This window comes from Novispirillum itersonii subsp. itersonii ATCC 12639, assembly GCF_000381985.1.
In the GTDB taxonomy this organism is placed as follows: Bacteria; Pseudomonadota; Alphaproteobacteria; order Rhodospirillales; family Rhodospirillaceae; genus Novispirillum; species Novispirillum itersonii.
Genome location: NZ_KB907344.1, coordinates 135251 through 159711, shown reverse-complemented (window position 1 = coordinate 159711; position 24461 = coordinate 135251). Strand labels below are relative to the sequence as shown.

At 64.3% G+C, this 24461-nt stretch carries 18 protein-coding genes; 10 read left to right on the top strand and 8 right to left on the bottom strand.

Annotated features, from left to right (window positions below; translation table 11 throughout):
- Positions 1-150 precede the first annotated feature (150 nt).
- Together G365_RS21505 and G365_RS21500 are read left to right on the top strand one after the other, a co-directional pair.
- The gene (locus G365_RS21505) at positions 151-2835 is read left to right on the top strand and encodes a PAS domain S-box protein (protein ID WP_081628548.1); all 2685 of its coding nucleotides are present in this window, start codon (positions 151-153) and stop codon (positions 2833-2835) included.
- Between the two features lie 505 nt (positions 2836-3340).
- Positions 3341-5035, top strand: a complete 1695-nt coding sequence (locus G365_RS21500; protein ID WP_019645990.1) for a methyl-accepting chemotaxis protein — start codon at positions 3341-3343, stop codon at positions 5033-5035.
- 55 nt (positions 5036-5090) lie between these two features.
- Here the strand turns inward: G365_RS21500 and G365_RS0113140 are convergent, their stop codons facing one another.
- Positions 5091-7091: a methyl-accepting chemotaxis protein gene (locus tag G365_RS0113140; RefSeq protein WP_019645989.1), complete on the bottom strand. Its 2001-nt coding sequence runs from the start codon at positions 7089-7091 to the stop codon at positions 5091-5093.
- Between the two features lie 316 nt (positions 7092-7407).
- On the opposite strand from G365_RS0113140, the gene G365_RS0113135 reads away from it, so the two are divergent.
- From G365_RS0113135 to G365_RS0113120, 4 genes are read left to right on the top strand one after another with little or no spacing between them, the layout of a single operon-like run.
- Positions 7408-8943, top strand: a complete 1536-nt coding sequence (locus tag G365_RS0113135; protein WP_019645988.1) for an ABC transporter substrate-binding protein — start codon at positions 7408-7410, stop codon at positions 8941-8943.
- Positions 8931-9890, top strand: coding sequence for an ABC transporter permease (locus G365_RS0113130; RefSeq protein WP_019645987.1), 960 nt, complete (start codon positions 8931-8933; stop codon positions 9888-9890). Before G365_RS0113135 ends, G365_RS0113130 begins: the two co-directional genes overlap by 13 nt.
- Positions 9887-10681: an ABC transporter permease gene (locus G365_RS0113125; RefSeq protein WP_019645986.1), complete on the top strand. Its 795-nt coding sequence runs from the start codon at positions 9887-9889 to the stop codon at positions 10679-10681. Before G365_RS0113130 ends, G365_RS0113125 begins: the two co-directional genes overlap by 4 nt.
- Entirely contained in the window at positions 10678-12105 is a 1428-nt protein-coding gene (locus G365_RS0113120) for an ABC transporter ATP-binding protein (protein ID WP_019645985.1), read from the top strand. Before G365_RS0113125 ends, G365_RS0113120 begins: the two co-directional genes overlap by 4 nt.
- 87 nt (positions 12106-12192) lie before the next feature.
- Here G365_RS0113120 and G365_RS0113115 read toward each other — a convergent pair whose 3' ends face one another.
- Genes G365_RS0113115 through G365_RS0113100 form a run of 4 tightly spaced genes read right to left on the bottom strand, consistent with a single transcriptional unit; the run spans position 12193 to position 16292 of the window.
- Positions 12193-13029 carry a hypothetical protein gene (locus G365_RS0113115; protein WP_019645984.1) on the bottom strand — a complete coding sequence of 279 codons (837 nt, stop codon included), beginning with the start codon at positions 13027-13029 and terminating at the stop codon, positions 12193-12195.
- 33 nt (positions 13030-13062) lie between these two features.
- A complete protein-coding gene (locus G365_RS0113110) occupies positions 13063-13899 on the bottom strand; it encodes a transglutaminase family protein (protein ID WP_019645983.1) in 837 nt (278 codons plus the stop codon).
- Positions 13900-13921: 22 nt separating this feature from the next.
- A complete protein-coding gene (locus tag G365_RS0113105) occupies positions 13922-14848 on the bottom strand; it encodes an alpha-E domain-containing protein (RefSeq protein ID WP_019645982.1) in 927 nt (308 codons plus the stop codon).
- Positions 14829-16292: a circularly permuted type 2 ATP-grasp protein gene (locus tag G365_RS0113100; protein ID WP_019645981.1), complete on the bottom strand. Its 1464-nt coding sequence runs from the start codon at positions 16290-16292 to the stop codon at positions 14829-14831. The genes G365_RS0113105 and G365_RS0113100 overlap by 20 nt, the downstream gene beginning before the upstream one ends.
- 246 nt (positions 16293-16538) lie before the next feature.
- Here G365_RS0113100 and G365_RS0113095 point away from each other — a divergent pair, with 246 nt between their 5' ends.
- From G365_RS0113095 to G365_RS21490, 4 genes are all read left to right on the top strand, one after another.
- Positions 16539-17501 (top strand): MBL fold metallo-hydrolase, encoded by a 963-nt coding sequence (locus G365_RS0113095; protein WP_019645980.1) that lies wholly within the window; start codon positions 16539-16541, stop codon positions 17499-17501.
- Between the two features lie 174 nt (positions 17502-17675).
- Complete coding sequence (locus G365_RS21495; protein WP_019645979.1) at positions 17676-18665, top strand: hypothetical protein; 990 nt, start codon at positions 17676-17678, stop codon at positions 18663-18665.
- A gap of 165 nt (positions 18666-18830) precedes the next feature.
- Positions 18831-20201 (top strand): MBOAT family O-acyltransferase, encoded by a 1371-nt coding sequence (locus tag G365_RS0113085; RefSeq protein ID WP_019645978.1) that lies wholly within the window; start codon positions 18831-18833, stop codon positions 20199-20201.
- A 10-nt stretch (positions 20202-20211) separates the two neighbouring features.
- Positions 20212-21282, top strand: coding sequence for a hypothetical protein (locus G365_RS21490; protein ID WP_019645977.1), 1071 nt, complete (start codon positions 20212-20214; stop codon positions 21280-21282).
- A 16-nt stretch (positions 21283-21298) separates the two neighbouring features.
- Here G365_RS21490 and cobJ read toward each other — a convergent pair whose 3' ends face one another.
- From cobJ to G365_RS0113065, 3 genes are read right to left on the bottom strand one after another with little or no spacing between them, the layout of a single operon-like run.
- Positions 21299-23008, bottom strand: a complete 1710-nt coding sequence (gene cobJ / locus G365_RS0113075) for a precorrin-3B C(17)-methyltransferase (protein ID WP_019645976.1) — start codon at positions 23006-23008, stop codon at positions 21299-21301.
- A gap of 4 nt (positions 23009-23012) precedes the next feature.
- Positions 23013-23753, bottom strand: coding sequence for a precorrin-2 C(20)-methyltransferase (locus G365_RS0113070; RefSeq protein WP_245554753.1), 741 nt, complete (start codon positions 23751-23753; stop codon positions 23013-23015).
- Positions 23750-24376: a precorrin-8X methylmutase gene (locus G365_RS0113065; protein WP_019645974.1), complete on the bottom strand. Its 627-nt coding sequence runs from the start codon at positions 24374-24376 to the stop codon at positions 23750-23752. Before G365_RS0113065 ends, G365_RS0113070 begins: the two co-directional genes overlap by 4 nt.
- Positions 24377-24461: the final 85 nt, after the last annotated feature.

The following is a 24461-nucleotide window of genomic DNA, read 5'->3' as shown; positions in this document are numbered from 1 at the left end:
GCGGCAAGGCGCAGTTGATGTCCGTCGCAGGTTTCCGTGCTGCGAAGACTCTGCTTTTTGCTTCAATGCCCGGGGAAAGTGTGCTGATCTGTCCGGCGCAGGAGGCCCGGAGCGTTTCTGTGGCGTGACAATTGCACGAACCCGGATGGGATGATGACATCGGACAGTCTGCCTGAGGCACCGGCCGCTGTGCCTTCTGTTTCCGGCGATCTGATCGCGGTCCTGCTGGAGTCGGCTGCAGCCCCTGCCGGTGCGGCGCTTGCCTTTACGCCTGACGGGGCATTGCTGGCGGCATCATCCCGGACCGATGGGCTGTGGGCGCAGGGCGGTTTGCCCCCGGTCCCCCTTGCCGCCCCCCTGTCTCAGCGGCTGGCCGCCTTGCCACCCCCGGTCCGGGATGGGCTGCTGGCTATCGGTGCCGCTGATGTGACCGGTGTGACCCTGCGGTATCGGCCCGGCCCGGATGGGTCCTGCCTGCTGACTCTGCATCCCCCGGTGCCCCGGTCCGATATCAGCCAGACCCTGAACGAAGTGCGTCAGCACGCCCGCACGCAGGAAGACCGGCTGCTGCAGGCGATTGAGGTGATGAATGACGGGTTCGCCCTGTTTGACGGGCAGGACCGTCTTGTGGTCAGCAACCGCCCGTACCGCAGGTTACTGAAGCGGGTCGAGGCATGGATCCGGCCCGGTGCCGGTTTCCGCGAGATCATGCAGGCGGTTCTGGATTCAGGTCTGGTGGATCTTGAGGGAAAATCTGCGCAGACGTGGATGGAGGCCCGTATTCTCGCCCATCGCAATCCGCGGGGTGTGCTGGAGGTCCGGCTGACCGACGGGCGGGTTCTGGCCATCCGGGAAGGCAGAACCCCCAGGGGTGAGACAGTGATGATCCTGTCCGACATCACCCTGCGCCGCCGGGCAGAGCGTGCCGTGGCCCAGAGTGAGGTGCGCTACCGGCAGCTGGCCGAGGTTTCCCCGAACCTGATCGCGGTCACGGTCGGCGGCTTTCTGCGGTACATCAATCCGGCGGGTCTGGCGATTCTGGGCCGGACGGAGGGCAGTGTTCTGGGCTATCCGCTGACCGACTTTACCGATCCGCAGTCGGTTCCGGTGGTGAAGACCCTGACCGAAGACCGAGAGCGGGATGGGCTGGAATCCGATGCCGCCCAGCTTGCCGCCCTGACCGCCGGGGTTACCTGGGTGACAGTGCCGGTGCTGCGCCCGACGGGGGATACCGCATATGTCGAGCTGGCCGGGGTGCCGTTTCATGACGGATCGCGGTGCGGGGTGATGCTGGTCGGGCGGGACCTGACGGCGGAACGGCAGGCCCATGAAGCGGCCCTGCAACGCCAGCAGCGGCTGGAAACCATCATGGAGGCCGTGGTTGACGGGATTGTCACCACCGATGAATCCGGACGGATTGAGCATCTGAACCGCGCGGCGGAGCAGATGTTCGGCTATGCCTCGGCAGAGGTTGCGGGGCGGTCGCTCTCTGATCTGGTTGACGGTATTCCGATCGGCAGCGGTGACTGGATGGCCGGTGTGATTGAGGAAACCATGGGGCGGCGTTCCACCGGAACCACGTTCCCGGTGGAGCTGTCGGTGTCCGGGGTGCAGGTTGGCGGACAGGTTCTGTACACCGTGGTGGTGCGTGATATCAGTGAGCGCCAGCGGGCGGAACGGGCCCTGCGCGCCAGCGAGGCCCGCTATGCCCTGGCGGTTGGCGGCACCAACGAGGCGATCTGGGACTGGGATATCCTGAGTGACCGGGTGTATTTCAGTCCCCATGCCCGTGATCTTCTGGGGGTGGATGTCAGCCGGATCCCCTGTGCCGGTGACTGGCCATCGGTGATCCATGCGGATGACCGCCCGTATTTCCGGGACCAGATGATCCGGCATCTCCGTGGTGAGGAGCCCTATTTTTCCTGTGAATACCGGCTGATCGGCAATCTCGATGGCCGGGAGCGCTGGGTCCGTCACCGCGGTCTGGCCCTGCGTGACGGCAATGGCCGCGCCTGGCGCATGGCCGGGTCGGTCGGAGATACGACAGCCTACCATGCCGCTTTGCAGGAGCTGCGGGAGGCGAAGGAACAGGCTGAGCTGGCCAGCCGCTCCAAGACCGAGTTCCTCGCCAATATCGGGCACGAGCTGCGGACGCCGCTGAACGCCATTATCGGGTTCTCCGATGTCATCCGCTCCGGCCTGTTTGGTCCGGTCCAGCCGCCGCAGTATGGAGAGTATGCGCAGGATATCATGGACAGTGGCCGGCATCTGCTGGATGTCATCAATGATATTCTCGATGTGTCCCGGATTGATGTCGGGATGATGGTGTTGCAGCCGGAGAGTGTCGATCTGGCACAGATCGCCGACAGTGCCCTGCGGCTGATTTCGGTCCGGGCGCTGTCAGCCGGGGTCCGGCTGGAGCGGGAGATTGCCGTCGGTCTGCCTCCATACTGGGGAGAAGGCCGCCGTCTGAAGCAGGTTCTGGTCAACCTTCTGGGCAATGCGGTGAAATTTACCCCCGAAGGAGGGGTCGTCTCTCTGCGGCTCTGGCAGGACGAGGCCGTCGGGGATCTGTGCCTGTCGGTCCGGGATACGGGGATCGGGATGAGGCCGGAAGATATTCCGGTGGCCCTGACGCCGTTCCGGCAGGTTGATAACCGGCTGGCCCGGCGCTTCGAGGGGACCGGGCTGGGCTTGCCGCTGTCGAAAGCCTTCGTGGAACTGCATGGCGGTACCCTGACACTGCTGAGTGCCCCGGATCAGGGGACAGAGGCGATTGTGCGGTTGCCGCAGCGCGCCCCGGACGACGCCCCGGCAGGCCTTCCGGCGGTGTAACTCTTTAGAATGCCTCCAGTTGCCGGTTTTACCCTTAATGGTGATATAGTAAATTTGAATTGGTTTTACCTGTAACAGTCGGGCACGATATCAGTGTCCATATCGGATACAGGGGTTTCTGATCTGTACGTACCGTCCCCGCCGCTGACCGCAAGGTCTGTGGCGCGGTGCCCGCTGGCACAGGCGGGTTCCGGGGTCATGACCGGGCCGGTGTGCGGAGCAGAAAAACAGGGGCAGAATGCCAGCCTGACAGCAGGCGGAAGAAACCGGCCCGGGAAACCGGGAGGACGGTCTTTTGCCGCATAGCCACCCGCAGATGCGGGGCTGTGGCCTGTCTGAAAAAGCGATCGGGACAACACGGGTGTATAAGACCGGCTGCCGCCGACAGGGATAACCCTGCGGGTCAATCAGGCTGTCCGGGTGTGACGGATCAACGCTTCAACATCTGTCGGACCTGCATCGGATGCAGGGGGCGGGTCAAGCCAACTCCGTACAGGGGGAAACAATGCAGCTGTCCAACCTGCGGATCGCCACACGCGTATCCGCCAGTCTGGTTCTCTTTGCCGTCTCTATGTTTGTTCTGGGCGGTTTTGCCGTGTGGATGGACTACCGTACCCAGATGGCGGAACGGCAGGCGCTGGTCCGTACCGTGGTCGAAATGGCTGGTAATCTGACCAGAGACCTGATCCGGAAACATACCGTCAACGGTACCGTTGACAGGGCGGCGGTCCTGACCGATCTGCGCGGCTATGTGCACGGTGCCTGGGCGAACGGACGTCAGGATTATGTGTTTGTCTATGACTATGATGGCGTCGCACAGGCGGTCGGCGCGGATCCGTCCAAGGTCGGTGGCCGCATGCTGGACTATCAGGATCCCAATGGAAAGTATCTGTTCCGTGAGATGATCGCGCTGGCGAAGTCTGCCGGGGCGGGGGAGGTCAACTATGTCTTCCTGCATCCGGGGCGGAAGGTTGTGGCCGACAAAATTTCGTGGATTCAGGGCTTCCCGGAGCTTGAAGTGTTCGTCGGCTCGGGGGTTTATGTCGATGACGTTTATGATGCGGTGCGGATTTTTGCGCTGAAATTCGGGGCGGTGTCGCTGGGGTTGCTGCTGGTGGCCGGGGGCTTTTCGATCGTTCTGTCTCGGTCGATCACCCTGCCGGTCCGGCGGCTGGCCGATGATCTGCAGCAGATGGCGGCCCAGAACTATGACCATCCCGTACATGGGCAGCGGCGTGGTGACGAGATCGGCGTGATGGCCCGTGCGGTCGAGGTTCTGCGCCTGCAGGGGATTAAGGCCCGCGAGCTGGAAGCTGAGAAGCAGGCCCTGCAGGCCCGGCAGGATGAAGAACGCCGCCAGCAGCAGCTGCAGATGGCGGCAACCTTCGAGGCCCGGGTGCAGGGGATTGCCAATGGCGTTGCCGATGCGGCCAGCAGTGTCAACACCGTGGCGGCAGATCTGACCCGGTCAGCGGAAGATGCCTCTGAGCGGTCCGGCAATGTGGTTGCCCTGTCTGACCAGTCACAGGCGTCGGTTCAGACGGTGTCAGCGGCGGCGGAAGAACTGTCCGCCTCGACCCGGGAAATTGCCAGCCGGGTGCAGCAGGCCGCTTCTCTTGCCCACGAGGGCACCCGCAAAGCGGCGGAAACGGTGCGGGAAATGCAGGGGCTTGCCGAGGCTGCCGGGCGGATCGGGCAGGTGGTGGAACTGATTGCCGCCATCAACGCCCAGACCAACCTTCTGGCCCTGAATGCCACCATCGAGGCTGCCCGCGCCGGGGAAGCCGGAAAGGGGTTCGCCGTGGTTGCCAATGAGGTGAAAAGTCTGGCGACACAGACCGCCCGGGCGACCGCCGAGATCGCCACCCAGATTGATGTTGTGCAGCAGTTTGCCACCGCCACCACCGCAGCGGTGTCAACCCTGTCTGAGATCGTCACCCGGGTGGATACCATCTCTGGCTCCATCGCTGCCTCGGTGGAGCAACAGGATGGGGCCACCCATGAAATCGCCGAAAGCATGCAGCTGATTGCCCGCACCTTTGTCTCTCTGCACGAGGATATGACCGTGCTGAATCAGGCGTCGGAGCGGACGGGAGAGGCGGCGATGGCGGTCAGCGACTCCTCGCTGATGCTGCGGCAGCAGTCGCATGATCTGTCGGCGGCGGTGGAAACGCTGGTGCGCGATATGCGGTCGGCCTGACGGGGGTCCTCAGCCCGCCCCGGACACGGATCTGTGTCCGGGGCAGGCTGATGCATTACAGGGCGCGGATCCGGTCAAAGAATGCGCTGACCTCGCCACGCATCTGCTCTGACTGACGCGCCAGCTCGGCGGCAGCGGCAAGAAGCTGTGTGGCGCTGTGCCCGGTCTCCTGCGCCCCGGCGGTCACGCTGGTCACGCTGCGGGCAACATCCTGCGTCCCCTGTGCCGCTTCACTGACATTGCGGGCGATTTCCCGGGTGGCGTGACTTTGCTGGTCCACCGTGCCGGAGATGTCATCGCTCAGGGTGCCGACGTCCCCGATCACCGTGACGATGGTGCCGATAGCAACGGCAACCTGCGCCGAGATCTGCTGAATCGCCCCTGTCTGGGCCGCAATTTCACCGGTCGCCCGGGCGGTCTGATTCGCCAGATTTTTCACTTCGTTCGCGACGACGTTGAAGCCCTTGCCAGCTTCCCCGGCGCGGGCGGCCTCGATGGTCGCATTCAGGGCCAGCAGATTGGTCTGACTGGCGACATCGTTGATCAGGCTGACGATTTCGCTGATCCGGGTGGTTGCCTCGACCAGAGAGCGTACGGTCTCTTCCGTCTGCCGGGCGGTCTCCCGCGCCGTGGCGGCAACGGCCTGTGACCGGCCCGCCCGTTCCGCGATATGGGCAATGGAAGCCGCCAGCGCATCAGCGGCCCCGGCGACGCTGCGGACGTTGACCGATGCCTGTTCCGTCGCGGCTGCTGCTGTTGTCGCGTCTTCCGCCGACCGTTCCGCCGTGCCGGAGAGAACCCGGGCGGTGGCTTCCAGTTCCGTCGCGGCAGAGGTGACGGTCTCCAGCACGTGGACCATTTCCCGGTCAAAATCCAGCAACAGGCCTTCCAGCGCGGCTGCCCTTTGTTCCCGGGCGGCAAGGTCTGCCTGCTGCGCCTGTTCCAGCCGGTGCCGTTCCTGCGCATTATGGCGGAACACACCGACTGCGGCGGCCATGGCCCCGATTTCGTCTCGGCGGGACAGGCAGGGGATGTCCGTCTCCAGAAGACCGGCGGCCAGCCGCTTCATTGCGGCGGTCATCGACAGCAGGGGGCGTGCCACCAGCCGCAGCAGGGATTGCTGCATCACCATCACCAGCAGCAGGGCCGCGGCAATGCTGGCCGCAATCACAGACAGGCGGTAGTCGGTCAGCGGTGCGAAGACGACTTTCTTGTCAACGACGGCAACCACGTACCAGACGGCGCCCGGCAGATGAATCGGGAACAGCTCGACCAGATCTTCCCGGCTGCCGTTGCGGGCCTCCTGCACGGTGGTGGTCAGTACCGGGGTCTGGTCGGGGTAGGCGTCGGCGAGAGTTTTGTTCTGCAGGGCGGTGTCGGGGTGGAGGAGGATCTTTCCGGTCCCGTCGGTCAGAAAAGCCCGGCCACGACCGCCCAGAGTGAAATCCTCAAGCGTTTTTGACAGCACGGCGACAGGGAAGTTGGCGGCGACAACGCCGGTTGCCCTGCCATTCCGCAGGACCGGGGCCGCTGCGGTCATCACCAGTGTGCCGGATGACGTCTGGATGAACGGCGGTGTCAGGATCGCCGCCTTCTCTTTCATCGCCAGCAGATACCACGGGCGGGTCCGGGGATCGAAGTCTGCGGGCATAGTGATGTCCGGCCAGCGGATGAACCGCCTGTCCTCTTCGCCCAGATAGACGGCATCAAAATAGTTTTTCAGGCCGGGCATCGACAGGACCCGGTTGACATCCTCGCGGGCGGGGCCTGTTTGCTCCAGCCCGTTGGCAATGACGGTTGCCATCGTGGTGCGGGCATCAAGCCATGTCTGCAGGGTGGCGGCGACGGCCTGCCCGGAGACCTCAAGGTCTTTCCGCACATCGGCGTCTATGGCTGCGCGTTGATATCTGTCGGCGTAAATGGCAAAGGCAGCAAAAACCACCAGGACGGCAGCGGACAAAACCTGAAGAATCCGGGTCATCAGGCTGCGGGTGCTGGCTGTTGTCGCTGTCGGTATGGGGGAAAGAGGGATGATCTCAGGGGATGCGGTGGTCATTCTGTCCTCATGGCGGCCTTCTGGCTGCTGGCATACAGCTGTATATGGCGTAGAACGGGGGGAAACGGCTGTATGCACGTAAATTTGAATAAACAGAAGTGCTAAATTTGCAGGGGTGTTTTACAAATTCATGACTAATGCTTAAGGTTTACTCTTGAGGGGCTGGGTGTGAGGATATGCGAAGCGTTCGCATTTCGGGCTTGCGTTTAATATGTTATGTTATAACGTATGATTCATTCTGATGTCCCCGCTGAGGCCCCTGATGACTTATCCTGCTGTGCGTTTGCTTCCGTCCCGCCGTGGATGCTGGTCCGCGATGACCCTGCTGCGTGCCTCGGCCCTGTGTCTGGGGATAGGGGCTGTTTTGCCTGTACCGGACGCACAGGCAAATGCCGCCTCTGGCGTTCTGTCGGTGGTGGCCCCGTGGGAAGTGAGCAGTCTGGATCCGGCGCGGCATGGCTATGTCTTCACCCGCCTGCAGATTGCTGAGACGCTTGTTGACGCGGACCGGGCCGGGGCGTTGGCGCCCGGCCTGGCTGAGCGGTGGCAGGCTGATGCCGCCGGATTGGCCTGGACGCTGACGCTGCGGGCGGGTGTTGTGTTCCATGACGGCACGCCGATGACGGCTGACGCTGTGGTGAAGGCCTTGCGTATTGCCGCAGCCAAGCCCGGCCCACTGGCATCGGTCCCGCTGGAGTCGATCGCTGCGGATGGCCCGCAGACAGTCGTGATCCGGCTGAAGGAGCCGTTTTCTCCTCTGCTGGCCACTCTGGCGGGGACGGCAAATCAGATCCTGGCCCCGGCATCCTATGCGGCAGACGGGGCGGTCACGCAGGTGATCGGGACCGGTCCGTTCCGGCTGGAGGAGGTGAAGCCGCCACAGTCGCTGTCTGCTGTCCGGTTTGACCGGTACTGGGGCCGTCCGGCCGGCGTGGAGAAGCTGAGTTATCTGGCCGCCGGACGCGGTGAGACCCGGGCGATGATGGCCGAAAGCGGTGACGCCGATGTGGTGTATACGCTTGACCCGGCCAGCCGGCAGCGGCTGAGCCGCAATCCGGCGGTCACGGTGCAGGCCTTGCCGTTGCCGCGCACGGTGTCGGTGAAAGTGAACTCGGGGGATCCGGTGCTGTCGGATGTCCGGGTGCGGCGGGCGCTGGCTGTGGCCGTGGACCGGGGCAACATTGCCACCGGGCTGCTGCGTGAGCCGGGATCGGCCGCAGGGCAGATGTTCCCGCCCGGGACCGGTGACTGGACGCTGGCGGATGGACTGCCGTTGCGGGCGGATCCGGCGCAGGCATCCGCCCTGCTCGCGGAAGCAGGCTGGACCCGGGGGGGCGACGGCCTGCTGGTGCGTGACGGGCAGCCGCTGAAGCTGGCCCTGCGGACTTTCCCCGACCGGCCGGAATTGCCGGTGATTGCCACCGCCCTGCAGGCGCAGTGGCGCGAGATTGGGGTGGATGTGTCGGTGTCTGTGGGCAACTCCGGTGATGTGCCGGCCGGGCACCGGGATGGCACGCTGCAACTGGCCCTGATGGCCCGGTCTTTCGGTCTGGTGCCTGATCCGCTGGTGACCGCGCTGCAGGATTTTGGGCCCGGCGGCGGGGACTGGGGGGCAATGAACTGGTCGTCCCCGGCGATGGAACAGGCCCTGACCGCGCTGAAGCGTGGCACCGATACCGCTGCCCTGCCGGGATTGCGGCAGAGCGTTTCGAAGATCCTGCTGGCTGAGATGCCGGTGATCCCGGTCAGCTGGTACCAGCAGACGGTCGCGGTGTCGAAGCAGGTAACCGGCCTGACGTTGGACCCGTACGAGCGCAGCTATCGCCTGTCGGAGGTGTCATGGGTCCGCTGATCGGGTCACCGCTGGTCCGTCTGCTGCTGGCCCGGGTCGGGCAAGGGGTGTTGGTGGCGCTGATGGTCGGGCTGCTGACCTTCATTCTGGTCCGGGCTCTGCCGGGGGATATGGCCTACCGTATTGCCGCCGGGCGGTATGGGTTTGACTGGGTTTCCACGACGGCAGCCGACGCTGTCCGCCATGATCTGGGGCTCGATCAACCGGCCCCGCTGGCCCTTCTGGCATGGATCTGGGACCTGCTGCGCTTTGATCTGGGGCAGTCTTTGGTGACAGGGCGGACTGTGGCGGAGGAACTGTCCCATCAGTTTGGTCAGTCCGTGCTGCTGGCAGCCTGGGCCGCCGGTCTGTCACTGTTGATCGGGCCGCCGCTGGGGGTGCTGGCAGGGTTGCGGCCCGGCCGTCTGGTTGATCGGGGCCTGCTGCTTGTGGCGGTGCTGATGCGGTCGGTTCCCCCCTTTGCCATTGGTGCGGTGCTGATCCTCGTGCTGGCGGTTCAGGCCCGGCTGTTGCCTGCCGCCGGATACGGCACCCCTGCGCATGCTGTTCTGCCAGCTCTGACGCTGGCCCTGTGTCTGGCTGCGGTCTCGGCGCGGGTCAGCCGTGATGCGGTGATGACCGTCAGTGGCAGCGCTTATTACGGTTTTGGGCGGACCAAAGGGTTAGGCGGCAGTCTGCTGTTCTGGCGGCATGGTCTGCGGAATGCGGCAGTTCCGGTGCTGACCTACTTCGGGGTGCAGTTTGTCGCGCTGGTTGAAGGAATGGTGGTGATTGAGACGTTGTTTGCCTGGCCGGGCATCGGTCATGCGCTCGTTCATGCCATTGTTGCCCGCGATGTCCCGATGATACAGGGCGCAGCCCTGACAATGGGCCTGTTTGTGGTGGCGATGAATACGGTGATTGATGTGGTGTGCCATCTGCTGGACCCCCGGGGGGAGCCGTCATGACTCTGCAACGGTGGGTCGGGGTGTTCCTTTTGTTCAGCCTTCTGGCCTTTAGCTGGGGCGTTCCGCTGATATGGCCGCTGGATCCGGCCCGGCAGGATCTGATGGTGTTGCTGACCCCACCCGACTTTGACTGGTCGGTCGGGGTGACGGCGCTGGGCACCGATCACTTAGGCCGCAGTCTGTTGGCGCGTCTGGCGGCGGCCGTGCGCCTGTCGCTTGGTCTGGCCCTGATTGGGGTGGTGACGGCGGCGGTGCCGGGCGTGGTGCTGGGTGTGCTGGCCGGGTGGTGTGGCGGCTGGATTGACCGGGGCCTGTCGCTGCTGGCCGATGCGGTGTTTGCCCTGCCGGGGCTGTTGCTGGTGCTGCTGGTGCTGGCAATCGCGCCGGGCAGTTTTATCGCCCTTTATGTCGGGATTGCCCTGCTGCTGTGGCTGGAATTTTTCCGTGTGGTCCGGGCCCAGACCCGGCGGTTGCGGCAGGCCCCTGCTGTGCAGGCGTCGCGGTTGCTGGGCTTTGGGCCGGTCTTGTTGTTCCGCCGCCATCTGTGGCCGGAGCTGGCCCCGGTGGTGCTGACGCTGGCGGCTTTTGGGGCGGCGGCAACGGTGATGGCAACGGCGGCGCTGGGCTTTGTCAGTGTCGGTCTGCGCCCGCCGGTGGCAGAGCTGGGGCTGATGATGACGGAGCTGTTGCCCTATTACGATGAAGCGCCGTGGGCGTTACTGCAGCCGGTGGCGGTGATGGCCCTGCTGGGGCTGTCGCTGACCCTGCTGGCGGGGAAGGATCCGCGATGACATTTGTCTCTCTTGAAGCTCGCGCCCTGCGGGTCCGCTCCCGGGGTGTTAACCCGCAGACCGGTCAGCCCGACCAGCTGGTTGAGCCGGTCAGTCTGAGCCTGCGGCCCGGTCATGCCGTCACCCTGCTGGGGGAAACCGGGTCGGGAAAATCCCTTCTCGCGCAGGCCTTGATCGGTGCCCTGCCATCGGGTCTGGTCGCAGAGGGGGAGGTGCTGGTCAATAGTGTCCAGCAGCTCACCCGCACGGCGGCACAGCGGCGTGCCCTGTGGGGGAGGATGATTGCCGTTTTACCGCAGGAGCCATGGCTGGCACTCGATCCGACCATGCAGGCCGGGGCACAGGTGATGGAAACCCGCTGGCTGGTCGGTGGGCAACCCCGTCCGCAGGCGTGGCAGGGGGCGCGGGCTGCCCTGCGGCATCTGGAGGTTGAGGCGGCTGAAACCCGCCTGCCGGGGCAGCTTTCCGGCGGTATGGCGCAACGGGTGGCTTTTGCCGCCGCCCATACCGGCGACGCCCCGGTGCTGGTCGCGGATGAACCGACAAAGGGGCTGGATATCAGCCGCCGTGACAGCATTACCGCCCTGCTGCGTCGGCATGTGGAAGAGGGGGGCGCCCTGCTGACCATCACGCATGATCCGGCGGTGGCGCGCGCTCTGGGCGGAACGGTGCTGGTCATGCGGGAAGGGGCCGTGCAGGAACAGGGGGCCGCGGAAGAGGTTCTGATCCGGCCTCGCCATGCCTTCACCCGCGCCCTGCTGGCCGCTGATCCTGAAGGGTGGCCCCGTCAGGCCGGAGGGGGGCAGATCGGTGCCCCGGTGCTGATTGCGCGGGATGTCGGAAAGGTCCGGGGTGGGCGGAGACTGTTTTCCGGCGTGTCGCTGCATCTGGCCGCGGGCGAGGTCGTGGGACTGTCCGGCCCCAGCGGCTGCGGTAAAAGTACGTTCGGTGATCTTTGCCTTGGCCTTCTGTCGCCTGACAGCGGAACGGTAGAGCGCCCTGCCGCCGCCCCGCATCGCTGGCAGAAGCTGTATCAGGACCCTCCGGCGGCCTTTCCGCCGAAGGTAACCCTGCGGGCATCCCTGATGGATGTGGTGCGTCTGCATGGCTGCGATCCGGCGGAGATTGCCCGCCTGCTGCTGCGGCTGGGCCTGACAGAGGGGCTGCTTGACCGCTTGCCGTCGCAGGTGTCCGGCGGAGAGTTACAGCGGATTGCCCTGCTGAGGGTGTTGTTGCTGAAACCGCTGTTCCTGTTTGCCGACGAGCCGACCTCGCGGCTTGATCTTCTGACCCAGCAGGAGACCATTGGCCTTCTGACCGCCGCCGCGCGGGAGCAGGGCTGTGCCGTGCTGCTGGTCAGTCATGACCGGGCCCTGCTCGACCGCGTCTGTGATCGGGTGATGACGTTGCCGGCCGCAGCCTGAGGGGCGGACGGACAGAGCAGGAAAGCGCCGTGCCGGAGTGTCCCCGGCACGGCGTTTCTGTTGATTGTCCCGCAGTGAGGCGGATGGTTACGACCCGTTTTCAAGCCCGCCGACAACGGCAGCCGGGTCGGGCAGATCAACGAACAGCGAACGCAGTCCTTCGCCCCAGCGGCGGCGGATATCAAGGAAGTACGGGTCGTCTTCCGTGATCCGCCAGCGGACCTGCGCCTTCAGGCTGTCAATCGGCACAATCACCATATCCAGCGGCGGCGCGACGGACAGGTTGCTTTTGATGGTGGAGTCGAAGGAGACCAGCGCACATTTCGCCGCTTCCACCAGCGGGGTGTCCATGGTCACCACCCGTTCGATGATCGGCTTGCCGTATTTGGTTTCCCCGATCTGCAGGTACGGGGTGTCTTCTCCGGCCTCAATGAAGTTTCCGGCGGCGTAGACGTTGAACATCCGCATCCGCCGTCCGCGGATCTGGCCGCCGACGATCATGCTGGCATTGAATTCGGTGTTGTGCTGACGCAGGGACTCGGCGTCTTCGGCATGCACTTCGCGCAGGGTGTTGCCGATGATGCGGGCGACCTCAAACATCGACGGGGCGGCGTACAGGCTGCGTTTGGGGTCTCCACCTTCCGCGCGGTCTTCCAGCAGGCTGATCACCGACTGGGTGATCGCCAGATTTCCGGCGGTCAGGATGACGATGATGCGGTCGTCGGACTGGTCGAAGACAAAGCATTTGCGATAGGCGGAGATGAAATCCACCCCGGCATTGGTCCGGGAGTCGGAGACGAACACCATTCCGGCGTTCAGGCGCAGGCCAAGGCAATAGGTCATGATGCGGATACCGGACTCTGACAGAAACAGGGTGGAAGATACCGACACAGACGCGGCGGCATCCCCGGCAGCGAACGCCACCGGGGATGCCGTGCAGTGTACACGATAAAACGGTTACTGTTGGCCTGATTGCGTCCCTGACAGCGGGGCAATGGTGACCGAGACATCAAGGGCTTCGTCCCCGCCCCCGGCACGGACCCCGGTGACCGGGCAGGCATCGGCATAGTCGAAGCCGACGGCCAGCCGGACATAGGCATCCGTGGCCGACTGGCGGTTGGCCGGATCGAAACTGACCCACCCCAGTCCTTTGACCCATGATTCAGCCCAGGCATGGCTGGCCATTTCCGTATGATCCGACCACAGATAGCCGGAGACATAACGGGCCGGGATCCCCAGCGCCCGGCTGCAGGCGATGAACAGATGGGCGTGGTCCTGACAGACCCCGAATCCATGCTGTAACACCTCTGCCGCCGTGGTGCCGACATCGGTGTGACCGGCGCGGTAGGTGACACGGTCAGCCACCAGCCCCATCAGCCGGTGCAGGGTCGGCACCTCGTCCCCGGGGGCGATCACCGGCGGTTTCTCTGCCGATCCGGCAGCCTCACCGGCCAGAGCGATCACCGCGTCATCGGCGCGGGTGCGTGGTGTGTCGCGCAGAAACATCATCGGCGGCAGACCATCATCCAGCGGCAGGATGCCGCAGGTATCCATGGTCTCAATCTCACCATCGACGGTGAACAGAAGTTCGTCGTGGGCCTCGCCCTCACTGGCGACATGGACCCGGTTGCCGAAGCCGTCCGTCCAGGGGGCAATGGTTTCCGGGCCGGTGATGGTCCAGCGCAGGACCTGCTGGCAGCGGTCCAGCCGCGGGGTCAGGCGCAGATACTGCACCGACCGCCGGGCCGGGTGGTCAAGGCGGTAACGGGTCTCGTGACGGATATGCAGACGCATTGTGGTTTCTCCCCCGCTTCCCTTACTGCACCAGCATGAACTGGCGTTGCAGACTGGTGGACAGCGCCGACAGCTGGGTTGTCATATCGTCGAGAAACCACGTCAGGCCGACACGGGTCAGGTCGGCGACCTGCACGGTATCCAGCCGGTGGCGCAGGGCCCGCACCTCGCGCAGCACCGCGCTGCCGGGATCCAGATCCGTTACGGTGTTCTCGATTTCCCGCACGCTGTAGGCCAGAGAGCGCGGCATATCCGGGCGCAGCAGCAGCAGATCGGCGATCTTGTGCAGCTCCAGCCGGGCGGAATAGACCTCCCGGTAGGCCTTGAAGGCTGACAGGGCTTCCAGCAGCACGGTGGCGCGGTAATAATCCGGGCCGAGGCGGCTGTTCTGGTCTGCCGTCAGGCTGTCCCAGCGCGACCGCAGCAGGCGGGCGGTATTGTCGGCCCGTTCCATGGCGATGCCCAGCCGGGCAAAATGGAAGCCTTCCGACCGCAGCATGGAGCCCTGCAGGGCTCCCCGGAACAGGTGAGAGCGGAAGCGCACCCATTCCAGATGTTCGCTGACACCTTTTTTGGTCAGATCCGGCCATGTCAGGTCGGCAATGGTCAGCCAGCTCTGATTCAGGCTCTCCCACAGTTCACTGGTCAGCAGGTGGCGGGCGGCACGGGCGTTTTCCCGCGCTGAATACAGCGAGGTGCGGATGCTGGCGACGTTCTGCCGGTCGAGGATCATAAAGCTCAGCACCCGGCCATCGCTTAAGTCTTCGTAACAGCGGTAATAGTCGGCCAGCGTACCCGTCATTGCCAGCGGGATTTCCCACTCGTTGACGGTCTGGCTGTGCGGCAGCATGGCAGACCGCAGCGACACTTCCAGAACGCGGGCGGTCTGTTCGGCCCGTTCAACGTAACGGGCCATCCAGAACAGGGTATCAGCGGCGCGTGCGAGCATGACGGCCCCCCTGAGCAGAACGCGGGGTATCATCCAGCACCCAGGTATCCTTGGTGCCGCCCCCCTGCGAGGAGTTGACGACAAGCGAGCCTTCCCGCATCGCAACCCGGGTCAGGCCACCGGGGACCACCCGGGTTTCCCGCCCTGACAGCACAAAGGGCCGCAGATCGACGTGACGCGGGGCAATACCCTGATCAACATAGGTCGGGCAGGTGGACAGGCTTAAGGTCGGCTGGGCGATGAAGCGGGCGGGTTCGGCGATGATCCGTTCCCGGAAGGCCTCAATCTCTGCCTTGGTGGCGGCGGGGCCAACCAGCATGCCATAGCCGCCGGACCCGTGGACCTCCTTCACCACCAGTTCGGGCAGGTGTTCCAGCACATAGGCGCAGTCATCCGGGCGGCGCAGGTTCCAGGTCGGAACGTTGTTCAGGATCGGCTCCTGCCCCAGATAAAAGCGGATGATGTCCGGCATATAGGCATAGATCGCCTTATCGTCTGCCACCCCGCCGCCAATGGCGTTGCAGATGGTGACGTTGCCAAGCCGGTAGGCCGCCAGAAGACCGGGCACGCCCAGCATACTGTCGGGGTGGAAGGCCAGCGGATCAAGGAAGTCGTCGTCGATACGCCGGTAAATCACATGCACCGGGCGCGGGCCCCGGGTGGTGCGCATATAGACTTTGCCACCATCCACAAACAGGTCCTGCCCTTCGACCAGCTCAATGCCCATCTGCTGGGCAAGGAAGGCATGTTCGAAAAAGGCGCTGTTGTACTGGCCCGGTGTCAGCAGCACCACGCAGGGGTCATCCACCCCACGGGGGGCGACGGAGCGCAGGGTTTCCAGCAGCAGTTCGGGATAGTGTTCAACCGGGGCAATGGCGTTGCTGGCGAACAGCTCCGGGAACAGCCGCATCATCGTCTGGCGGTTTTCCAGCATGTAGGACACACCGGACGGGGTGCGGGCATTGTCTTCCAGCACATAGAACGTGTCTTCATCGACCCGCACGATGTCGATGCCGGAGACGTGGGCATACACATCCTGCGGCACCCGCAGGCCCAGCATCTGCGGGCGGAAGGCGGCATTGGTCAGCACCATATCGGCGGGGACCACCCCGGCCTTCAGGATGTCCTGATCATTATAGACGTCATTGAGAAAGGCATTCAGCGCATCAACCCGCTGAATCACACCGCGCTCCAGCGTTCGCCATTCGCTGGCGGAAAGGATGCGCGGTACCACGTCGAAGGGTATCAGGCGTTCGACCCCGCCTTCATCGCCGTACACGTTAAAGGTGATCCCCATACGGCGGAATATCACGTCGGCTGCTTTGTGGCGGCGCCCCAGCTCGCTGATATCAAGCGAGTGCAGCCAGGCACCGTAACTGGAGTATGGCTCGCGGATGCTCTTGCCGCTGCCATGCATTTCGTCAAAGGCACGTTTTGACCCCATAGTGCCTCCCTTGTTTCTGTTTCCCCAGATCATCCTACGCAAGCCTTGGGCCAAATGGGAACCCTTTAAAAATCAGGGTGTTGCATATCAGTGTTTGCTGCTTTTGCTGCAAAAAGGGGCTTGGGGCGGAAATGTGTTTAAAAAGAAGGCAGAAGAATTCGTTTCATATGAAACTAAAAGCGCGCTACTCTGGACTCATACTCAGAAAAAACTGCCTGCGGGCTGTAACCACTGGAGAGGACCGTCATGACCAAGGCTGCACCCACCTTTGCCTCAACCGGCGATCTGGGCGAAAAGAAGATCACCTTCGCCAAGCTGGGCGAAGGGGCTTACGCCTTTACGGCTGAAGGGGACCCCAACACCGGCGTGATCATCGGGGATGACGGGGTGATGGTGATTGATACGCAGGCGACCCCGCTGATGGCCCAGCAGGTGCTGGCGTTCATCCGCGAGATCACCGACAAGCCGGTGAAGTATGTGCTGCTGTCGCACTATCATGCGGTGCGGGTTCTCGGGGCTGCGGCATATGAGCCGGAACACATCATCGCCTCGCAGCTGACCTACGAAATGATCGTTGAACGTGGCCAGCAGGACTGGGAGAGTGAGTTTGGCCGCTTCCCGCGTCTGTTCCGGGGGCACGAGAGCATTCCCGGCCTGACGTGGCCGACCATCGTGGTCGATGGCAAACTGACCGTTGATCTGGGGAACCGGAAAGTCGAAATCTGGTCGCCGGGCAAAGGCCATACGCAGGGTGACACCATCGCGTGGCTGCCGGATCAGAAAATTCTGTATGCCGGGGATCTGGTGGAATACCACGCCACCCCGTACACCGGGGATGCCCATCTGCGTGACTGGCCGGCCACCCTGCAGGCCCTGCGCGACCTGCAGCCGGAAAAGATGGTGCCGGGCCGGGGCGATGCCCTGACCTCCGCCGCGGCCTGTGAAGAGGCCCTGAAGATGACTCAGGCTTTCATCACCGACCTTTATACCACCGCACAGGAAGGCGTGGAAAAGGGGCTGGACCTGAAGGCAATCTTTGCCCTGTGTAAGGAACGGATGGACCCGAAATACGGCCAGTGGGTGATCTACGAACACTGCATGCCCTTCGACGTTGCCCGCGCTGTTGATGAGGCCAAGGGGCTGGTCCGCCCGCAGATCTGGACGGCGGACCGTGACCGCGAGATGTGGGGGGCCCTGAACAACGGCTGATCACGCTGCTGTCTGTCCTTCTGTGTTTCTGAGGCTGGCGGGGCTGTCCGGAGAGGATGGCCCCGCCCTTTTCTTACGGGTCTCCCGGTTCTGCCGTCTTGGCAGCACCGGAGGGCCGGGGCATGGTATGTAAAACAGCCGCGCTGTCCGTCGGCGGTTTACCGGGAGAACTCCATGCCAAGGCCGGCCCGCCAGATTTTTCTGAGGGGGCTTCTCTGCTGTCTGCTGGCGGTGGTGGGGCTGTCCTGTCTTGCCGGATCAGCCCTGCGGGCGGAGGAGGCGGTCTTCTCGTACCGTTCCCGCCCGGTGCCGGATGGCATGACGATGGACTTTGAAGAAGCCCTGATGCGGCTGGCGCTGGATCATACCGTTGCCGCAGAAGGGCCGTATCGTCTGCAGCCAGCCCCCGGCCGGGCGACCACGCTGCGGGTGGTGCAGGATCTGCGGTTGCGGACGTATCCCGGTCAGATGGTGATCCAGACCGTTACCCCTGAACTGGTGCGGGATCTGGCTTATATCCGCTTTCCTGTCGACTCCGGCATGACCGGGCTGCGGGTGGCGCTGGCCTCTGCCGGGGCGGCTCAGGCCACGGCGGATGTCCGGACTTTTGCCGATCTGACGCGCTTTTCTGCCGTGCAGGGGCTGGGCTGGCGGGATGTCGGGATTTTGCAGGCCCATGGGCTGCCGGTTCAGGAAATCTCCTCGCGGGAAAGTATGTCCCTGATGGTGGCGCGCGGGCGGGCTGACCTGTACTGGCGGGGCGTGAACGAGGTGGACCGGGATATCCGTCTGGCCCGGACCGGCAGCGGGGTGACCCTGTCGGTTGCCCCCGGTGTCGCCCTGTATTATCCGCTGCCGAAGTTCTTCTTTGCCCATCCGGCAGATGAACCCGCCCTGCGGCGGCTGGAACGCGGCCTGCTGGCGGCATGGGGGGATGGCAGTTTCCATGCCCTGTGGCGGGAGTACTTCGCCGCTGCCCTTTCGGGCGTTTCTTTCGAAGGGCGCCGTGTTTTTGTGCTGGAGAATCCCGATGCAGCGCCATTTCTGGCCGATCTGCAACGGTATGAGCTGCCCGAGGTGCAGGCCCTGCGGATGCAGGGGCAGTGGATACCCGTGCAGCCCCTGAACGCGCAGACCGGGCCGCCGCAGCCTCCGCCTGACTGACGGTTCTTGACCGTCCCGGCGCGGGCCGAGCCGCTTAGGCTTGTCTTACACCGGGGCTTCCGGTAAGTCTGCCCGGTCCCCCCCGAAGACAGCCGGGCCGGTGCCTGTGCTGGCCGGTGCCTGTGCTGGGCGGTGCCTGTCAGATTGCGGCCATGAGGTTTATCCGTGCTTTTCAACAGCCAGATTTTCATCGCCTTTCTGTTGCCGCTGTCTCTGGCTACCTGGTACGCCTTCCGGCAGACCGCGTTGCGGGAATGGGTGATGATCGGTCTGTCTCTGGCGTTTTACGCCTATGGCGATGTCCGCTTCCTGCCACTGCTGATCACCACCATTCTGCTTAACTGGGGGTTGGGGCTGGTGCTGCACGCAGACCGGCGGGCAGTATGGATGTGGCTGGGGGTTCTGGCCAATCTCGGCGTGCTTGGGTATTTCAAATACCGCAACTTCTTCATGGATACGCTGATGGCGGTGGTCGGTCAGGATTATCAGCCGTTGCCGCTGGTGCTGCCGATCGGGGTCAGCTTCTTTACCTTTCAGCACATCAGTTTTCTGGTGGATACCTACCGGGGTGAAGCGCCGCGTTATCCGCTGCGTCGTTACGCCCTGTATGTGTCGTTCTTTCCGCATCTGATCGCCGGGCCGATTGTGCGGCACAACGAGTTTATCCCACAGTTTGATCTGCCGCCGCACCGCCCGGAATGGGCCGAGAACATGGTGCGCGGGCTGGCAATGTTCGTGATGGGGCTGGGCAAGAAACTGCTGCTGGCTGACCAGATGGCCCCTTATTCTAACGCGGTCTTTGCGCAGGCGAAAACCGGCGTGCCGGATCTGATGGCGGCATGGGGAGGGGCGCTGGCCTACACCCTGCAGATTTACTTCGATTTTTCAGCCTATACCGATATGGCGATCGGGGTGGCGTTGATGATGGGGGTGATGTTGCCGGTCAACTTCCTGTCGCCGTACCGGGCGGTGACCCTGCAGGATTTCTGGCGGCGCTGGCATGCGTCCCTGTCCCGCTTTCTGCGTGATTATCTGTATTTCTCCATGGGCGGCAGCCGCCATGGCCCGGTGCGGCTGGTGCTGGCGACGCTGATCCTGATGGTGGTCTGCGGCCTGTGGCACGGGGCGTCATGGACGTTTCTGGCCTGGGGTCTGCTGCATGGGGTGGGGCTGGTGCTGTTCCGGGCGTGGAAGGCGCTGGGCGGCAGGCTGCCGCTGCCGTTGGCATGGCTGCTGACCATGCTGTTCGTCATGGCGGGCTGGATTCTGTTCCGGGCCGAGACCTTCACCGCTGCCCTGCATATCTATCAGGGGATGCTCGGTCTGGGCGCGGTGGATGTGGCGGCTGAGTTTAAAGAAAAGGTTGCCCTGCTGGGGATTGCGGTGATCCTGCTGCTGCCGCCCAGTCAGGATATCATGACCCGCTGGGTCCGTCCGTGGCGCCCGCTGGCGGTACTGCTGGCGATCGCCCTGCTGGCCCTGCTGCTGGAAATCGGCAAGGACCGGGCGGTTGAATTCATCTATTTCCAGTTCTGAGGGGCCGATCATGACCTCTGATTCTTCCCTCCGGCCGTGGACGCGTTTTCTGCTGTGGTTCTGCGGGGCGACCCTGCTGCTGGGCTGTGTTCTGGTGGGCCTGATCGTCTGGGCCAATCCATACCGGAATATTCCGTTTGCCAGCAGCGACCGCCCGTTGATGGATGTTAACCAGCGCTACCTTTATCCGGCGGTTGCCCGTGACCCGCGTTTTGACAGTGCGGTGTTTGGGAATTCGACGATCCGCCTGCTGCGTCCGGAACTGCTGAACCAGACGCTGGGCGGGCAGTTTGCCCAGCTGGCGATGAACAGCGGAACGGCGTGGGAAGAGTGGCGGATGGCCCGGTTCTTTCTGTCACAGCGTGCGCAGCCGCGCACTGTGATCCTCGGGCTTGACAGCCTGTGGTGCTCGCAGAACCCTGATGACCGGCTGATCACCGAGCGGGGCTTTCCCGAGTGGATGTATGATGACAACCCTTGGAACGATCTGCTCAATCTGTTCAATGGTAAGGTGATTGAGATTGCCGGACGGATTTTAACCCGGACGGTGACCGGCGAGGGTAAGGTGCACTTTGATCAGACCGGGTACGGCAATTTTCTGCCGCCCCGGACTGACTATGATCTGACCCGGGCCCGCGAGCATATCTATGGGCAGGCAATGCCGGTTCTGAAAGCGCCGGTGGTTCCGCCGGTGGTGCTGAGTGAGGCCGAGCGGCAGGCGCTGGTATTTCCGACCCATGCCCTGATGCAGGAGTTTCTGACCGGCAGCCCGGCGCAAACTCAGGTCATTCTGATGTGGGTGCCTTATCATGCGGTTGGCTTGCCCGCCACCGGCAGCCGGGAAGAGGGGGTGCTGGAGACCTGCAAGCAGCGGGTGACGGCCCTTGCCAAGGCCCGGCCACACACGATGGTGGTCGACTTCATGATCCGGTCTGACATCACCACCCGCGACGAGAATTACTGGGATTCCCTGCATTACGATACCGCCATTGCTGACCGCGTGGTCAGCGGGCTGGGGCAGGCCCTGCGCGGTGAAAGCTCTGCGGCAGGGGATTACCGGCTTCTGGATGCGATGGAGTGAGCGGAGGAGACGCCGGTCATTTCACCGGCTTCTCTCCGTACCAGCGCGGGGCATACAGCCAGACTTTGCCATCGGCCCGCGGAAAGGTCCGGCTATGGGATGACCCGATGATGACCACGGTGCGCATATCCACCTGATCGGGGCAGACCTCCCCCAGTGTGGTAATGGTGACGCGTTCCGCCGGGCGGCCGATATCCCGGCCCAGCAGCACCGGTGTTTCCGGCGCGCGGTGCCGCCGGACGGTGTCAAAGGCTTCCGCCAGCTGCCACGGGCGGGCTTTGGAAATCGGGTTGTAGAATGCCATCACCAGATCGGCGGCGGCGGCGTGGTCCAGCCGGTTGACGATCACCGGCCACGGCTTGAGATTATCTGACAGCGAGATCACGCAGAAATCATGGCCCAGCGCCGCCCCGGACCGGGCGGCGGCGGCCTGTGCCGCCGTCACGCCGGGCTCCACCCGCAGGGCCACGGCATGCCACACCGGGTCGGCGCTGTCTTCCAGCGCCTCCAGAACCGCAGCCGCCATGGCAAAGATACCGCCATCACCGGAAGAGACCACCACCACCTGACGTCCCTCTGCCGCCAGCCGGAAGGCGTGGCGGGCGCGGTCCAGTTCCACCCGGTTATCGGAGGTGTGCAGCACCTGATCCGGCCGGTATGGCCCGGCCAGATCGACATAAAACTGATAGCCGATCACGTCGGTTGCGGCGGTCAGGGCGGCCTTGACCGCCGGTGTCATCCACTCGCGGTTGCCGGGACCGGTGCCGATTACGGTGACGCTGCCGCGCGGCTGGCCGAGAGCACGGACGGCGCCGGGTGTGGCCCCGACCAGCAGGGTCACGCCATCAGTCTGATAACGGGTCAGGTCTGGGGGCAGATCCGCAAAACCGGCCCCGCCCGGAGTAACCCGCTGTGGGCAGTCCAGTGCCGTGGCCAGAGCAAGGACGGCGGCAGCGCCTGCATCCTCCACCGGGGTCAGCACACAGGCGACAGCCTGTTCGGAGAACCCGTGCCGGGCCAGCACCGACCGGGCTTTGTCCGCACTGGCCGCGGTGACGGCCACTGCCACCACCTGCGGGCGGATCAGCAGTTCATCCGGTGTGGCGTCCCGGGCTTCCGGGCTGATGGTCAGGCGCAGCGGGCCATCGGGATCATCGGTCAGGCGGCTGTCTGTCAGCCAGTCGGCTCCCCAGTCGCTATGCCCGTTAAGGCGCACCCCGACCCCGGCCAGAAGATCGGACATGAAGCGCTTGCTGTCCTGCGGGTTGGCGGCCCGGAAGCCGGGGGGCAGCTGTTCCAGAGTCAGGGTAAAGCGCAGTTCTCCGCTGGTGGTGATCGCTGCCGGGCAGCCCAGCGCTGCGGCCATCTGTCGGGCCAGAGTGTTGACACCGCGCAGACCGCCCAGCAGGGGAACCACGGTGCTGCCGTCCTCAGCCACCGCCAGCACCGGCGGCTCTGCCCGTTTGTTCCCCAGCAGAGGGGCGAGGGCGCGGATGATGATTCCGGCGGCACACAGGGCCACCACTGGCCGGTCGCGGCCAAACAGCAGGCGCAGGGTGTCGCCGAACGAGTCGCAGGGGATGACATCGTCCGCCTCCACCCGCCCGCGCAGGCCGAAGATTTCCGCCCCCGGCAGAATCTCCCGCAGGCGACGGGCGACGGGCAGGCTGCCGGTCCCGAGGATCAGTAGGGCCGGGGCGGCAGGCAGGGCGGAGGAGGTCATCATGGGGTCAACCTTCCCAGCGGGCGCCGGGCAGCAGCACCATCGCAAAATAGGGGACGGTGGCGGGGTCGACCTCGGCAAAGGGGGCGGTGCGCTGGTTGGCCATTGTCGCCCGTTCCACATAGACGGCGCGGTCGGTCTGGCCGAGGGCTTCGATCACCCGCTTCACTTTGGCGAAATTGCTGCCGAGTTTCATCACGGCGGCAGCCTCGCAGCCGCGCAGCCGTTCCAGCAGCTCTTCTTCCGGCAGTACCCCGGACAGCACGGTCAGGCTCTGGTTCCGGTAGACCAGCGGTGCCCCGGCGACGGAGGCGCAGGCGACGATGGAGCAGACACCGGGCACCACCTCGGTCGGGAAATCGTCGGCCAGACGGTCATGCAGATACATGAAGGAGCCGTAGAACATCGGGTCCCCTTCACAGACCACGGCGACATCGCGTCCGGCCTTCAGGTGCCCGGCAACGTCAACCGCGCAGCCGTCGTAAAAATCACGGAGGACGGTTTCATAATCAAACGGCGGCGGCAGCTTTTCCGTCGTCACCGGATAAATCAGCGGCAGCAGGGTCTGATCCGGCTTCAGGTATGATTCGATGATGCTGAAGGCATTGCCTTTCTTGCCCTTGGCGGCCAGATAGGCGACCACCGGGGCATTCTGCAGCAGGCGCAGGGCTTTCAGAGTCACCAGTTCCGGGTCACCGGGACCAACGCCCAGACCGTACAGGCGACCGGTTGCGGGGGCCAGCATCATTCTTTCTCCGTTCCCAGTGCATTGACAGCGGCGGCGGTCATGGCGCTGCCGCCCCGGCGACCGCGCACGGCAACAAACGACACCCCGCGCGGATTGGCTGCCAGTTCGTCCTTTGATTCCGCTGCCCCGACGAAACCGACCGGAAAGCCGAGGATCAGGGCCGGTTTCGGTGCCCCGGCGTCCAGCAGCTCCAGCAGGCGGAACAGGGCGGTCGGGGCGTTGCCGATCGCCACCACCGACCCTTCAAGGCGGGGCAGCCACCAATCCAGCGCCGCTGCCGTACGGGTGTTGCCGATCTCCTGCGCCCGCTCCGGCACGCCGGGTTCCGGCAGGGTGCAGATAATATCGTTTCCGGCAGGCAGGCGGGCCCGGGTCAGCCCTTCTGAAACCATCCGGCAATCGCAGAAAATCGGGGCCCCGGCTGCCAGTGCGGCCCGCCCGGCGGCTCCGGCCCCATCAGAAAACATCAGGTCATCCACCACATCGGGCATGCCGCAGGCATGGGCAACCCGGACCGCCAGTTTTTCCAGATCGGCGGGGATCCGGGCCAGATTGGCCTCGGACCGGATGATGGCGAAGGATCGCCGGTAAATTTCCTGGCCGTCGCGGATATAGTCCAGCATCCGGTCTCGTCCTCCCGTCAGGGCCTGTTCTTTTGACGGAACCGGGGAAGGGAAACCTCCGGGCGGCGGATGCATGGCGCAGTCC